The following is a 15,142-nucleotide window of genomic DNA, read 5'->3' on the forward strand; positions in this document are numbered from 1 at the left end:
ATAAAACGCCTATAGAATGATGACTCATGGTTTATAACGAAACATGGTGCGTTGTTCTGTGGGCTTTTTTATTAGAAGAAAGGTATGTAACATATGCCAAATCAAGATCAAAATAATGACCAATTAGCACAATTACCAATTGATCAGTTTTATCAGAGTATTGGTTCTAGCGAGAATGGCTTAAGTGCCGACCAAGCTCAAAAGCAGCATGCAAAGTTTGGCGATAACGTCATTACTGCTGCAAAGGGTGAGAATAAGATTTGGAAGTTCTTGAAGAACTTTACGAGTCTAATGGCTATTTTGCTTTGGGTTTCCGGCTTAATTGCCATGTTTGCACAGATGTTGGAACTTGGAATCGCCATTTGGGCCGTGAACGTGATTAACGGGCTCTTCTCCTTCTGGCAGGAAAACCAGGCGCAGAAGGCTTCGGATGCTTTGAAGAAGATGTTGCCAATGAAGGCAACCGTTATTCGAGATGGTAAGTCTGAAGAAATCGATACCTCTGAAATTGTGCCGGGGGATGTCATCATGATTTCTGCTGGTAACAGTATTTCAGCCGATGCCCGCGTGATTTCTTCCGACTCATTTCAGGTAGACGAATCAGCTTTGACCGGTGAATCGACTTTGAGTGATAAGAAAGCCGAATATCACCACGGTGAAGGAAAGTTCGCTGAGGCTAACATTGTTTATGCTGGTACGGTTGCTTCAGCTGGTTCTGCTAAAGTCGTTGCGCTCAGCACTGGGATGAACACCGAGTTTGGAAAGATTGCCCGCTTGACCCAGAGTCAGCAGAGCAAGCCATCCCCACTCGAACTCGAGTTGAACCGCTTGACTCGCCAGCTTTCCATCATTGCCATTTTGATTGGTACCGGATTCTTCATCGCGGCCATCTTCTTCGTTCATTATCCTGTTGCGAAGTCCTTTATCTTTGCGCTTGGTATGATTGTTGCCTTCATTCCGGAAGGACTTTTGCCAACCGTCACGCTGTCACTGGCACAGGGTGTCCAGCGAATGGCTAAGAAGCACGCCTTAGTGAAGAACTTGAACTCAGTTGAAACACTGGGGGAGACAACAGTCATCGCCTCTAATAAGACGGGGACTTTGACACAGAACCAAATGACGATTAACCACATCTGGATGCCAGAAAAGGTTTACACCGTAACTGGTCAAGGATACGTGAATAACGGTCAGGTCATGGATGGTGATCAGCCAGTAAAGTCCGGTGCTAATCCTGATTTGGACTTCTTGCTAAAAGCCGTAAGTCTAAACAACGACACTACGGTTAAGCCAACTAACAAGCCTGGTGCGCAAGCAACCATTGTTGGAACGCCAACCGAAGCTTCTTTGGTTATTTTGGCTGAGAAGTATCAATTGGCTAGTCAACAGTTAGCTGATGAGAACCCTCGTCAAAAGGAAATCGTTTTCGACTCTGATCGTAAGCGGATGTCCACAATTAATAAGAATAAAGATGGCAAGTTCACCCTTTATACTAAGGGAGCTATGAGTGGAATTTTAGCCATTACCAAGAACATCTTGGATGATGGAAAAGTTCGTCCAATCACTGACGATGATATCCAGAAGATTAAGGCAGCCAACCAGCAATATGCCTCTCAAGGATTACGTGCCTTAGCCGTTGCTTACCGTGACCTGTCTAATGATGAAAGCCAAGACTTGTCGAGGGCCACTGCTGAGAACACTGAGCAAAACTTGACCTTCGTTGGTTTGACCATCATGGCTGATCCGCCACGTCCTGAAATTTACGATGCGGTTAAGAAGGCTCATCAGGCCGGTATCCGAATTATCATGGTGACGGGTGACGGACCAATTACAGCTAAGGCTGTGGCCACTAAGATTGGTTTGGTTTCTGATAAAGCCCGGGTCATCTCCGGCGATGAACTGACCGCTATTTCAGACGAAGATTTGCGTCAGGCAGTGAAGGGTGAAGTCATCTTTGCCCGTGTGGCTCCTGAACAGAAGTACCGCATTGTAAAGGCTAACCAAGCCAACGGCGAAATCGTTGCTTCAACTGGTGACGGTGTCAACGACGCGCCAGCCTTGAAACAAGCTGATATTGGAATTGCCATGGGTGCCACTGGTACCGACGTTGCCAAGGAAGCAGCGGACATGATTTTGACCGATGACAACTTCGCCTCAATCATTGCGGCCATCGAAGAGGGACGCACGGTATACAGTAACATCCAAAAGTTCCTGCTCTACATCTTGAACAGTAACATGCCGGAAGCCTTTCCATCCGTGCTCTTCCTGTTCTCTGGTGGTTTGATTCCATTGCCTTTGACGGTTATGCAAATTCTAACCATCGATTTGGGAACGGATATGTTGCCTGCCTTAGGACTTGGTTCTGAAAAGAGCGAGCCCGGTGTCATGCAACAGCCACCGCGTTCACGTAAGGCCCACTTGTTAAACAAGTCCATTATTTGGAAGGCCTTTGGTTTGTACGGTTTGGTTGCTTCCTTGATTTCATCAGCTGCTTACTTCTTCGTCAACTACTCATATGGTTGGCCAGAACACGCGTTGTTCGGATCAGGCGATGTTTACGCAGAGGCCACAACCATTACTTTGGCAGCGATTGTCTTCTGCCAAATTGCCGCGGCCATCAACGCCCGTACGAAGTACACCTCAGTCTTCAAAATTGGCGTCTTCAGCAACCACCACATCATTACTGGAATTCTTTTCGAAGTTCTATTGATTTCCTTGTTGATTTACGTACCATTCTTACAAGGACTGTTTAATACCTATGCATTGGGTGTGAACGAATGGATCTTCTTGCTAATTATTCCAATTCCATTGATTCTCTTGGAAGAGGGACGTAAGTGGATTGTTCGTAAGTATTTCTTGAAATTGAATAAGTAAAGTTTTCGAAAAGTCGGCCGAAAGGCCGGCTTTTTTATTGTCTTTTTATATCAAATTATTTAGAATAGAGAAGAATTTTTTGTTAGAAAGGGGCCTCTTATGTTTTACTCACCATTGTTCGAATGTGATGTTCCAGCCGCTCGCTAAAGCGGGTGACTTTTCCCGCTAAAGGATAACTGAATAAAATAGATTAGCGGAGAAAATTAAAAATGAATATTAAAAAAATTATCGGTCCAGTTTTACTTAGCCTTGCAGCTAGTATTTGGGGTGGGATGTTTGTCGTTGTCAAAGTTGTCGTGGAATACGTGCCTCCCGTTGAATTGGTGTGGTCACGTTATTTGATTGCCTTTGTGGTTTTACTTCTCATTTCCTTGTTAAAACGAGAAAAGTGGCAGGTTAATCGCCGTGATTTAGGTATTATTTTTTTGATTGGTTTCATTGGGAACACCATTTCCATTGTGGCCCAGGAAACGGGCACCTATTTTTCTAATGCCTAAACGGGCGCGGTAATTACTTCGGCAACGCCAACCTTTATGCTCTTGTTCTCATGGTGGATTTTAAAAGAGAAGATGACGAAGGTTCGGGTGATTTCAGTTGCCCTAGCAACACTGGGTGTAATTGCGATTGTTGGCGTTCATTTAACTGGTCAGCATGTCCTACTGGGTGTCTTATGCTTAGTGATTGCAGCCCTAACTTGGGCCTTGATGTCAGTCTTAGTGAAGAAACTATCGGGAACGTATAGTACCTTGCAGGTGACCATTCTGGCAACGTTGGTGGCCATTATCTGCTTAACACCTGTGGTGTTAGCACATCCATCAAATTTGGCAACGATTAACTTGTCGGATTCAGTGATAACACTGTCACTTTTGTATCTGGGTGTTATTTCAACGGCGCTGGCTTTCATGATGTGGAATTACGGATTGACCTTGGTTGATGCTGGAAGTTCGGGTTTGTACTTCTTGCTTCAGCCGGTCGTCGGAACTTTACTTGGTTTCCTCTTCTTACACGAAGGCCTAACCTTTGGATTCCTAGTTGGATCTATTATGATTTTGATTAGTGTCTGGCTAGCCATTCGATATGACCATTAATTTTGTTAAATAAAAAAGTCCAGGAGTAATCCTGGGCTTTTTATTTTGGCTGATTAAGAGGGGAACAGAGAAAAAACGCTTCCTATGATGAAATTAGTAGTCAGTAAGTACGACGTAGTCGACCGTTTTTAGACTGGAAAGGTTCCGTCCACCAGCGTAGGAAATCGCTGACTGTAAATCTTCTTGCATTGCAGTTAAAGTATCTTGAAGACTGCCCTTATATGGAACTAGCAAAGAACGGCCTTCAACATTGTGTTGGTGGCCCTTTTGTTTGGCAGAGGCGGAACCGTAGTAGGCTTTGTAGACTTGACCGTTTTCCCTAATGATTTCGCCGGGTGTTTCATCATGACCAGCAAACATGGAGCCGATCATGACCATTGAAGCACCGAAACGGATGGACTTGGCAATATCGCCGTTGTGACGGATTCCACCGTCAGCGATGATTGGCTTCGTTGCAACTTGAGCGCAGTTTGCAATGGCGGCAAGCTGCCAGCCGTTGGTACCAAAACCGGTCTTGTCCTTTGTAATGCAGGCTTTTCCTGGTCCAATTCCGACCTTTGTTGCGTCGGCACCAGCGGATTCAATTTCAACAATGGCTTCTGGCGTTCCCAAGTTACCAACGATGAGAAAGGTATCAGGTAGCTGTTCCTTAATGTAATGGACCATCTTAATGACGTAATCAGAATGGCCATGAGCAACGTCAATCGTAATGAATTCCGGACTGATTTGTGCCTCCTTGAATTGATCGATTAGGTCATACTCGCTGTCAGTAATGCCAAGACTAATGGAGGCGATTAACCCTTTTTCTTGGATCTTTTTGACAAAGTCGAAGCGTTGCTCGGGTTGAAAACGGTGCATGACATAGAAATAGCCACGCTCAGAGAGCCATTCGGCTAAGTTTTCGTCAATGACAGTCGCCATATTGGCTGGCATTACAGGAATCTTGAAAGTGTACTTGCCTAATGTTACTGAAGTGTCTGCTTCTCGGCGACTCTTTAAAAGGCTCTTCTTTGGTAAAAGGCGAATCGCATCATAATCAAAGGTTTTCATTCTTGCTCTCCATTTATAATTCTGGCATTCCGTTTGCTGTTCGGTTAATTAATTGAAAAAGATGAAAAATAAAAGGCTATTGTTCTTATTTTGGTCTTCTTTTTCTAAAACACAACTAATAATATACGGTTTAAAAAGAATTAAATCAAGTACGTTATTAATAATAATCGTCTTTTTCTCTCTGATAAGCCGAACGAAGTGAATTGATTTTTTGAATCGTTCGGAAACTGACTTTTTACCTGATAAATAACTGGAAATAAAAAAGAACCCTGTCCAAAGACAAGGTTCTTTTGTTTTGTTTATTTTTCTTCATCAACAAAGCAAACCTGGCCGTTTTCAAACGCGGCGATTCTTGCTAATGAGTGGATGTTTTGGATGCCTGCGTTAATTGCATTGTCACGTCCTGGTTGGAAGGACTTTTCGATGACGATGCCGGCCCCAACAACCGTTGCCTGTGCCTGGTCAGCAATTTCTTTTAATCCCAGTAATGCCTGACCATTCGCTAAAAAGTCATCAATTAGCAATACATGATCATCAGCTGATAGGAAACGCTTATCAATACGGATGGCGTTGCTTGTTTGTTTGGTAAAGGAATAAACATCGGCTGTGAAAGCGGCATCGGAAAGAATGCGTGACTTAGACTTGCGGGCGAAGACGACGGGCACCTTCATTTCAAGTCCGGCCATGACTGCAGGGGCGATACCAGAAGCTTCAACAGTTAGAATCTTGGTTACGCCTTGGTTAGCAAAGAGCCTGGCAAACTCTTGGCCCATGGCTAGCATTAGCTGGGGGTCAATTTGATGGTTGAGAAAGGAGTCAACCTTTAAAATGTCTTTCCCGATGACGCGACCATCTTCTTGAATTCTGTTTTCTAGTTCTTTCATGTTATTCCTCTGGGTTTCGTATTTTAAGTAGTTCTATCATAACCTGTATTGCTTTGATAGCAGGTATTTATTGCGCTTTGTTGGTTTTAGGCCAACCGTTTAACAGCAGGTTCATGAGAACTGCAATCACCGTTGTGACCACAACGCCGTTTGAAAAGATCAGTTTCAGCGTATCCGGTAGCTGATTTAAGAAAGTCGGCACAGTACCGATTGCTAGCCCGGCACCAATTGAGAGTCCGGCGGTGAGTAAGTTACTTTCAAGGTTGAGATTGACTTTACCGAGAATTTGAAGACCCTGAATAGCAATCGTCGAAAACATGACCATCATGGCACCACCCAAAGTAGCAGATGGAATGATGGTTGCCAATGCACCGAACTTTGGTAGTAGGCCTAGGATCAATAGAATGAAGGCCGCGTAGTAAATCGGTTGCTTGGTTTTGACACCGGATAGGCGAACGACTGCGACGTTTTGTGAGAAAGTCGAGTAGGGGAAGGTGTTGAAAATTCCGGATAGGATGGCGGCTAAACCTTCAGCGCGGTAACCGCGTGCCAGGTCCTTCTTGCTTAATTGTTGTCCAGTTAAATCAGAAAGCGCAAAGTAGACACCAGTTGCTTCAACCATGGCCGTCAAAATAATGACAATCATCGTTAAGCAAGCTGATAGTGAAAAAGTTGGGGTTCCAAGGAAAAAGGGCTGTGGCAGGTGGAACCAGGCCGCTTCAGAAACTGGCTTTAATGAAACGGCTCCTAAACAGGCCGCAAAAAGAGTGCCCAGAACAATTCCCAGCAAGATGGCGATGGCTTTGACGAATCCCTTAGCAAACTTCATCAATAATAAGGTGATGGCAATGGTAACCGCGCCAATCAGTAGGTTTTGATAGGAGCCAAAGCTTTTGGCTGTCAGGTCGCCGCCACCCCAGTTTTGAAGGGCGATGGGCGTTAGGCTTAAACCAATGACCGTAATTAGCGAACCAGTAACCACGGGCGGGAAAAAGTCCCGCAAACGGGCAAAAGAACCGGCAATCAGGACGACGAATAGGCCAGCGATGATGGTGGCTCCATACATGGCACCCCAGCCGAGGGTCGAGCCAATGTTAATTAATGGCGAAACGGCCTGAATAGAAGACCCCAAAACAACAGGAAGGGCAATTCCGGTAATTGGGGTTTGCTTCAACTGGAATAAAGTGGCCAGGCCGGTACAGAAAATATCGACTGAAATTAGGTAAGCCAGCTGTGTTGAAGAAAAGTGAAGGGCGGTTCCAATTAATAACGGTACTAAAATCGAACCGGCATACATGGCTAGAACATGCTGTAGTCCTAAAAGTAATGCCTGCGCTTTAGGAAGGGACTTGGTTGGGTTTTCCATGGTTTCTCCTTGATGTGAACATAGCATGTCATAGACGTTTCTTAAAAATGCTGACACTGAGCCCATATCAAAAGAAATAAAAAAGCACGCAAAGAGATCCCAAGCGTGCTTTAAAAACCCTTGGTGATAGTCGTCCTTTTTGCCGGACGGTAGAGACTCGGTTAGCATTAAAAACCGTATATAACTCCAAAATGGTGTTTTTATTGTATCATATATTTTTACATTAACAAGTAAAAGACGAGTGATTGATTGGAAATTGAGACGAAATGTTCGGAAAACACATTCGATAATTTGGATGATGAAAATTAATTGAAACTGGTGTTAAAATCAGAGGGACTAGTTTTTTAGAAAAAATAAGGTAAAAGAAAAATCATGAATGAAAAAATCAAAGAATCCAATATCGCTATGATTTACTTCGCTTACCAGGAGTTTTCGCAGCATATCGATTTAGAGCGTTTTAAAATTAATAAAACGCAGCACCGGATTCTTTTCTTGGTGAGTCACTTAAATGAACCAAGTATCAAAAAAGTTTTGGGCATCATGCGCATTAGTAAGCAGGGCTTCAATAAGGCCTATAAGGACTTAGAAGAACGACACTTGCTTGGAACAAAGCCTTCTGCGGCTGACCCACGGGCTAAAGACCTCTTTTTAACAGATGAAGGGGAAGCTGTGATTACGGAACTGAACCATGATCAGAGCGAGAAGATTAACCGTTTACTTGAATTGCACGATGGCAATTGGCACGATGCTTTAAACGACATGGTCCACCAATATTTACAAAGTTTTTAAAAATTAAAATAAAAAGCTCTATTTAAGAATATTGACAGGCGACTTGGTCCAGGTGTATGCTTTATAGGTAAACTTAGTTGACCAATAAAGATAGGGGACACAGATGAAACCATTAGTACAATTTGGGACGATGCAAATGTTGGTTGAGCGTCTGCTTGACGGCTTTGTATCGACTAAAGAAATGTTGGAATCCGGTAATACCGGAATCGGAACAGGTGCTGGTGTTGACGGTGAATTAATCATGCTTGATGGTGTTGCTTATCAAGTTGACGTTCATGGTCATGTTAATCGCGTCGCAGACGACTTTCCCGTCGCCTTTGGTGACGTGCACCAGGCAGATTTTAAGCCTTTTAAGCACTTTGATAACATTACTTTGGAAGACCTTTCAAAAGAAATCTTGAAAGAAGTTGGTACAAAGAACTACTTCTTCTCAGTGAAGATTACGGGTGAATTTGCTGCCGTTGAAACACGTGCAGCTGCCAAGTCCGAAAAGCCATATCCTGGTTTGGGCGCTATTGCCAAGACACAACGTATTTTTGACCGTAACGATGTGAAGGGAACCATGGTTGGTTACTTTACACCACACGTATACGAAGGTGTCGGTGTTGCTGGATTCCACCAACACTTCCTATCAGATGAATTAGACTTTGGTGGTCACGTACTTGGTGCTACTTTGAAGTCCGCTGATGTGGAACTACAACTTTTGTCTGGTTTGACCATTAACTTACCAATGGACAACGAAGATTATAAGAATGCTGATTTGACAGACTTGTCGACATTGAACGATGTCATTCACGCAGCAGAATCAGCTGACTAAGAAAAAACCTTACATAAGTAAACGAAAGGAAACATGGGCTGAGTCTTTTCTCTCTAACAGCTCATAGTAAAAAATATGTCTGAACAAAAATTTGGGGCAGATATCGTAAACGATAGCCTTATCAACCACGGCGTTGACCTTGTCTTCGGTATCCCTGGTGCCAAGATTGACCGTTTGTTTGAAACTTTGGAACACCCAAAGGCCGGACAAAAGGCACCAAAGTTGATCATCACTCGTCACGAACAGAACGCTGCCTTCATGGCACAAGCTTTCTCACGTATCACTGGTAAGACCGGTGTTGTTGTCGTAACTTCTGGACCAGGTGTTGGTAACTTGGTTTCAGGTATGATGACTGCCAGTGCTGAAAACGACTCAATCTTGGCCATCGGTGGTCAAGTACCACGTCGTGACTTGAACCGTTTGACTCACCAGTCAACTGATTCAGTTTCACTCTTTAAGTCAATTACAAACTACAGCTCTGAAATTCAAGATCCAAACAACATTTCAGAAATTATCGCTAACGCCTTTGCTGCTGCTAACGGTGCAAAGCGTGGTGGTGCCTTTGTTTCATTGCCACAAGATGTTGATGATGCGCCTGTTTCAATCGATGCCTTGCCTGAAGTACAAGCTCCACAACAGGGGGCTGCTTCAATCACTGATTTGAAGTGGTTGGCTGACCAAATCAAGCAAGCTAAGTTGCCAGTTTTGTTGGTTGGTGCTCGTGGATCTGATGATGATACCGTTGAAGCACTTCACCAATTGCTCCAAGACACTAAGTTGCCAGTTGTTGAAACCTTCCAAGGTGCCGGTGTTATTTCACGCGACCTTGAAGAAGACTGCTTCTTTGGACGTATCGGTTTGTTCCGTAACCAAACAGGTGATAAGCTTTTGCAAAAGTCTGACTTGGTTGTAACGATTGGTTATGATGCTATCGAATACGAACCACGTAACTGGAACAAGGAAAAGAACTTGAACATCGTGGCTTTGGATACGACGCCAGCCGAAATCGACAACAACTTTGTTCCACAACGTCAATTGATTGGTGATTTGGCACAAAGCTTGACTTTGTTGGACCAAGACATCAAGGGTTACCACGTACCTGCCGAAGGACAAGCTGTCTTGAAGGAAATGAAGGACGACTTGCGTGCTGCTGACGAACCAACATACACGCCAGCTTCAGCTAACTTGAATCACCCATTGGATGTTGTTGAATCAATCCAAAAGCACGTAACGGACGATATGACAGTTTCTACTGATATCGGTTCACACTACATCTGGATGGCCCGTCACTTTAAGTCATATGTGGCTCGTCACTTCTTGATTTCAAACGGTATGCAGACACTTGGTGTTGGTTTACCATGGGCCATTACTGCTGCTATGGTTCGCCCAGGTGCTAAGTCAGTCTCTGTGTCTGGTGATGGGGGATTCTTCTTCTCAGCTGCTGAATTGGAAACTGCTGTTCGTTTGAACTTGGATACTGTTCACATCGTATGGAACGACAACGCTCACTACGACATGGTTAAGTTCCAAGAAGAAATGAAGTATAACGGCCAAGCTGCCGGTGTTGACTTTGGTAACATCGACATCGTGAAGTTTGCTGAAGCATTCGGTGCCAAGGGATTGCGTGTTGATACACCTGATCAATTGGATAAGGTTCTTGATGAAGCCTTTGCTACGCATGGTCCTGTGGTTGTTGACATTCCTGTCGACTACTCACACAACTACGAACTTGGTTCACAGTTAATCGAATCAGAAGGTTAATTCTGATTAAGCTTTAAACAAATAATTTTTTTGATACTTGGTGAGAATGCACATCGATAATGAGTCGATGTGCATTTTTTGTTTGTTAAAAATTGTTACTCGAATTGGATAAGAAATGAGAAGAAGAGCTGGCTATCTTTTGAGATATCTTTTACTTTTATTCAAAAAGCAAATAAATTAAAATAATTGTAATTGAAAGTTGTTGACAAGTCCAGTCTATATGATAAAATTAAAACAACATTAAAGAAAAAGGAGAAAAAGAATGCTTAAGATGCAAATGATGAACGTAGCCATGTTTTAGCTAATCAATCGTCAAAATGAACGGTTGATTAGCGCTTTCAATAGTGACTGTAACCGTTCATATTGCATCAGGACATTTGGAATCTCTTTTTACGACGAGTGAAACCAGTCTTTCGGTATGAACAATACTAGAAGGACTGGTTTTTTGATGGAACAAAGTAAGCTAAATAAGGCATGGCTAGTAAGCCAATATCATCACGGAATTGAACGAGCGGGAATCAATGATCCACCTGATTGACTGAGTAATGCAACAGTTTGGGAGAATTTACTTAGAGAGAAGGATTATCATGAAAAAGATTTATATTTGGATTATTGCCTTGGTCGCCTTGGCGGGGATTGGATACTTGAGTTTTGGCCATCATGAAGCCAAGTCAAAGAATGAGACTTTGACAGTTGGAATCATGGCTGGTGACAAGCATACCGATGAGCAGTGGAAGATTATTAAGGCCAATGCGAAGAAGGAAGGCCTTGATTTGAAGATTAAGACTTTCACGGATTATACACAGCCAAACGCCGCTTTGGAAGGTGGCGATATTGATGTGAACGCCTTCCAACACTACATCTTCTTGAATGACTGGAACAAGGCCCACAAGACGGATTTGGTTCCAGTTGGAGAAACAGTTTTGGTTGCCGGACGACTCTACTCCGATAAGCACAAGAGCTTGAAGTCAATTCCTGATGGTGGAACGGTTGCCATCTCAAACGCTAAGATTACACAGGGACGTACTTTGCTTTTGCTACAAAACGCTGGCTTGATCAAGGTGAACAAGGACGCGAAGGACCCCACATTAAAGGACATTACTGAAAACAAGAAGAATTTGCAGTTCAAGGAAGTTGGAACTGACCAATTGGTACGTGTCTTGCCTGAAGTTGATTTGGCATCAATCGACCCTAGCTTCATTGTGAACTCAGGTCGCTCAATCAACTCCGCTATCTACGTTCGTCCAATCGACAAGAGCCAACATGATGGAACCAACATCATCGTAACGACGAAGAAGAAGCAACATTCAGAAGCTATCAAAAAGTTCGTAAAGGCTTATCAGTCGAAGAACGTGGCTGAATACATTGACTACAAGTCAGGTACTGGACAAGTTGCCGTTTGGAAGGGTGCTCCAACAGTAAAATAAGAGATTATTTTAGCAAATTTGATCAATAAAAAAGGGCAATTTGAGATAAATTATCTTGAGTTGTTCTTTTTCTTTAACTGAACTTATTTCATTCAAAAGTCTAATAAATAAACGATAAAAATATATGTAAACATATAAAAAAGCAGTTGCCAATTGCTTGGCAGCTGCTTTTCTTGTTTTATTTGGTATTTAGTAGCGTTTGAACCAATCAACGATGTCATTCATTCGTCGCACTCGCAAAGATGGGTAGCCATTTCGTGATAGTCCGTGGAAGGATTGTGGGTAGCGAATGTAATCACAGTCGGTTCCGGTTCGCTTAATCGCAGTGAAGAGCGCTTCACTTTGGCTGGCCGGGCAACGACGATCGAGAACACCGTGTTGAATTCTCGTTGGTGTTTGGACTTTATCAGCGTATGCCAAAGGCGACTTTTCCCAATAATATTGAACAGCACCGGCATCCTTATAAAGGTCGACGCCCATTTCAGCAGAAACGAAAGTGACACCGATATCACTGTTACCATAGAGGCCAATCCAATCGATAGCGGGACGTTGGATGACAGCGGCCTGGAAACGGTTATTGTGGCCGACTACCCAAGCGGACATGAAACCACCATAGGAGCCACCGGCAATGAAGAGGTGCTTCTTATCAATGCCTTCAAAGTTGTCTAAGACATAGTCTAAGCCAGTCATGACATCGTCATAGTCACATTCGCCATAGTGACCCATAACGGCTCTGGCAAAGTCTTCCCCGTAACTTGTTGAGCCACGAGGGTTTACGTAGGCGACGTGGTAGCCTTCGTTGGCTAATGCTTGGAACTCGTGGAAGAAGCTATCGCCATAGGCGGCATGAGGGCCTCCGTGAACGTAAAGAATGAGAGGAGCCGTTTCAGCATTACCTTGCGCTTCCGTAAACCAGCCTTGTACTTCAACCTGCTGGTCGGTAGAAGAGTAGTGGAAGGAAGTGACTTTAGCATACTGATGGGATTGCTCGTAGTCCTTGTTGGGATTGTAGAGGGTGTTTTCTACTTGGTCGGCCAGATTCATGACTTTTAATTCTGCTGCTTTTTCCGGAGTGGAATTAATAAAGACAATCTGTTCATCATCAATCGGTGCAAAATCAACGATATCTCTGTTCTTATTATGAATTAACTGAGATGTTTGACCATTGCAACGGTACAGCCGACTGTGACCATGGTCGTAGGCACTAAATATATAGCTGTCGTTTGACAACCAATAGCCAGAACGACCCAAGCGATTTTGAATCCAGTCACTGCCGATGCTGTTTGAATAACCAACGTTTAAGTCCGCATGACCTGTGACATTTTTCAGTTCTTCTTTGGCAAAGTCATAGAAATAAAGCTGATTAACAGAGGCTGAATAGTATTTGAAATCAGTCCCAATCAAGGCTGCTTGTTGGCCATTTGGAGAAAAATGGGCATCAGAGAAGACGGCTTCCGGCATCGAGTGGCTAACTTTTTGATGCTTGTCAGCTTTTTGGTCATAGCAGTAAACGGCCATTGAATCATCAAATTTGTCTTCCCATTCAGGATGTTCCGCAGCGAGGTAGAGAACTTTTTGATTATCTGAGGAAACATCTTGCAGATTGAAATCCTGTTTGCGGGTCCAGAATGTCTTACTTTTGCCAGTAGCAAGATCATAGGCCTTCAAGGAATAAGTCTTGTTGGTCGGCAACCAGCCAATTCCATCGGCTTTGTTTTGAACCTCAGTTAGGTGACGGACTGCTAGCTTATCATCATCTTCTTTATCAGTATGGACAGACTTAAAGAAGATTTCTTGCTTATCGGGCGATAGGAGAATTTGATCAACACTATCCATATCAGTGATTGCTTCAGCCACACCACCATCAATGGGCATCTTCATTAGTTGGAAGACACCATCTTTTTCTTTATGACGGAAGTAGAGAAAGTCGCCGCTAACAACTGGTTGCAGATTTAGCCCCGAATTCGTGTATTGGCGGACGACTTTTTGCTTGTCTATTGAATAGATATCGGCACGATAAGTGTTTTCTTTTTTATCCAACATGTTTTGCACAAAAAAGATAGAATTATCATCGCTGACGTATGGTTGGCTGAGACTTTTTAACTGATATAAATCGTTAATCGAAATTCCTTGCATAGTGGTCCTCCTAAGACAATAATATTGTTCTTAGTATAACAAATGGATGGTTTTAAATGTGAAGTATATTAGAATATTATGATAAAATATTGCTAATATACACAGCGATTAATGATAGAGGGTAATGCTATGACAGAGATACGAAAAATTACGGCAAATGATGATGCCGCTTTGAAGACGATTATTCAAAGTTCCTTGAAGGCCTACGGTCTGGATATTCCAGGGACGGCCTATTTTGATCCTGAGTTGGGGAAAATGAGTCGCTTCTACGATGCGAAAGAGTACCGAGACTATTTCGTTGCACTAAGTGGTGAAGGCGAAGTTTATGGAGGTTCGGGCTTTGCCGAATATGATTTGGATAACAAAGTGGTCGAGTTACAAAAGGTTTATTTGAGTGAGGCTTCCCGTGGTCAGGGGCTAAGTTATCAATTAATTGAATTGGCTATGAATGGCGCACGTGATGCAGGCTATAAGAAGCTCTACATTGAAACTCATCATAAGCTGGAATCAGCCATTCATGTTTATGAAAAGCTTGGTTTTCGTCCAATTAATGGACCTTTGAAGGCTGCTCAACACAATGCCTGTGATCGCTTCTTTATTTTAGATTTGTAATATTAAAAAAGCGCTTTCCCTTCGAAATAAGGGAGAGCGCTTTTTCACTAGATGTTTACTTAATTAGTTTTTTTGTACTAAGAAGTGAGGAAGGGGTCTTGGATTCTGTATTCCTTGTTAGTCAATACCCGCTATTTCCAATGGTGTCAGTCTTCGACTTTGATAGATAACCTTCGCGACTTTTTCATAAGATACTTCCGGATTGTGACAAATCCTGCTCGTATGTCAATAAGTTAGACACTTTTTTTACATCACTAGGTTCGATTCATAGGTATGAATCCGTTCATGATTATATCGATGGATATAGCGTGATATTCGCGTAACCAGCTCAAATTTACTCT

General features: G+C 43.1%; 11 protein-coding genes and 1 pseudogene. 8 read left to right on the top strand and 4 right to left on the bottom strand.

What is annotated here, in order from left to right:
* Positions 1-93 precede the first annotated feature (93 nt).
* From H7198_RS04755 to H7198_RS04765, 3 genes and pseudogenes are all read left to right on the top strand, one after another.
* Entirely contained in the window at positions 94-2,871 is a 2,778-nt protein-coding gene (locus H7198_RS04755; RefSeq protein ID WP_274458637.1) for a cation-translocating P-type ATPase, read from the top strand.
* Positions 2,872-3,080: 209 nt separating this feature from the next.
* Positions 3,081-3,488, top strand: a pseudogene (locus H7198_RS04760) (DMT family transporter); the annotation flags it as partial.
* A gap of 42 nt (positions 3,489-3,530) precedes the next feature.
* On the top strand, positions 3,531-3,959 hold the full coding sequence (locus H7198_RS04765; RefSeq protein WP_274458648.1) for a DMT family transporter: 429 nt from the start codon (positions 3,531-3,533) through the stop codon (positions 3,957-3,959).
* A 93-nt stretch (positions 3,960-4,052) separates the two neighbouring features.
* Here the strand turns inward: H7198_RS04765 and H7198_RS04770 are convergent, their stop codons facing one another.
* The 3 genes from H7198_RS04770 to H7198_RS04780 form a co-directional block, all read right to left on the bottom strand.
* Positions 4,053-5,009 carry a GMP reductase gene (locus H7198_RS04770; RefSeq protein WP_274458638.1) on the bottom strand — a complete coding sequence of 319 codons (957 nt, stop codon included), beginning with the start codon at positions 5,007-5,009 and terminating at the stop codon, positions 4,053-4,055.
* A 299-nt stretch (positions 5,010-5,308) separates the two neighbouring features.
* Entirely contained in the window at positions 5,309-5,893 is a 585-nt protein-coding gene (locus H7198_RS04775; RefSeq protein WP_274458639.1) for a xanthine phosphoribosyltransferase, read from the bottom strand.
* A 67-nt stretch (positions 5,894-5,960) separates the two neighbouring features.
* Entirely contained in the window at positions 5,961-7,259 is a 1,299-nt protein-coding gene (locus H7198_RS04780; RefSeq protein WP_274458640.1) for a nucleobase:cation symporter-2 family protein, read from the bottom strand.
* A gap of 372 nt (positions 7,260-7,631) precedes the next feature.
* On the opposite strand from H7198_RS04780, the gene H7198_RS04785 reads away from it, so the two are divergent.
* From H7198_RS04785 to H7198_RS04800, 4 genes are all read left to right on the top strand, one after another.
* A complete protein-coding gene (locus H7198_RS04785; protein ID WP_274458641.1) occupies positions 7,632-8,048 on the top strand; it encodes a MarR family winged helix-turn-helix transcriptional regulator in 417 nt (138 codons plus the stop codon).
* 103 nt (positions 8,049-8,151) lie between these two features.
* Positions 8,152-8,865, top strand: coding sequence for an acetolactate decarboxylase (gene budA, locus H7198_RS04790; protein ID WP_274458642.1), 714 nt, complete (start codon positions 8,152-8,154; stop codon positions 8,863-8,865).
* 75 nt (positions 8,866-8,940) lie between these two features.
* Positions 8,941-10,626 carry an acetolactate synthase AlsS gene (gene alsS, locus H7198_RS04795; protein WP_274458643.1) on the top strand — a complete coding sequence of 562 codons (1,686 nt, stop codon included), beginning with the start codon at positions 8,941-8,943 and terminating at the stop codon, positions 10,624-10,626.
* Positions 10,627-11,213: 587 nt separating this feature from the next.
* Positions 11,214-12,053 carry a MetQ/NlpA family ABC transporter substrate-binding protein gene (locus H7198_RS04800; protein ID WP_274458644.1) on the top strand — a complete coding sequence of 280 codons (840 nt, stop codon included), beginning with the start codon at positions 11,214-11,216 and terminating at the stop codon, positions 12,051-12,053.
* 189 nt (positions 12,054-12,242) lie between these two features.
* Here H7198_RS04800 and H7198_RS04805 read toward each other — a convergent pair whose 3' ends face one another.
* Positions 12,243-14,189, bottom strand: coding sequence for a S9 family peptidase (locus tag H7198_RS04805; protein WP_274458645.1), 1,947 nt, complete (start codon positions 14,187-14,189; stop codon positions 12,243-12,245).
* Positions 14,190-14,318: 129 nt separating this feature from the next.
* Between H7198_RS04805 and H7198_RS04810 the strand changes: the two genes are divergently transcribed.
* Positions 14,319-14,801, top strand: coding sequence for a GNAT family N-acetyltransferase (locus H7198_RS04810; protein WP_274458646.1), 483 nt, complete (start codon positions 14,319-14,321; stop codon positions 14,799-14,801).
* The last annotated feature ends 341 nt before the right edge of the window (positions 14,802-15,142 follow it).

The sequence above is a fragment of the Fructobacillus sp. CRL 2054 genome (assembly GCF_028764065.1).
In the GTDB taxonomy this organism is placed as follows: Bacteria; Bacillota; Bacilli; order Lactobacillales; family Lactobacillaceae; genus Fructobacillus.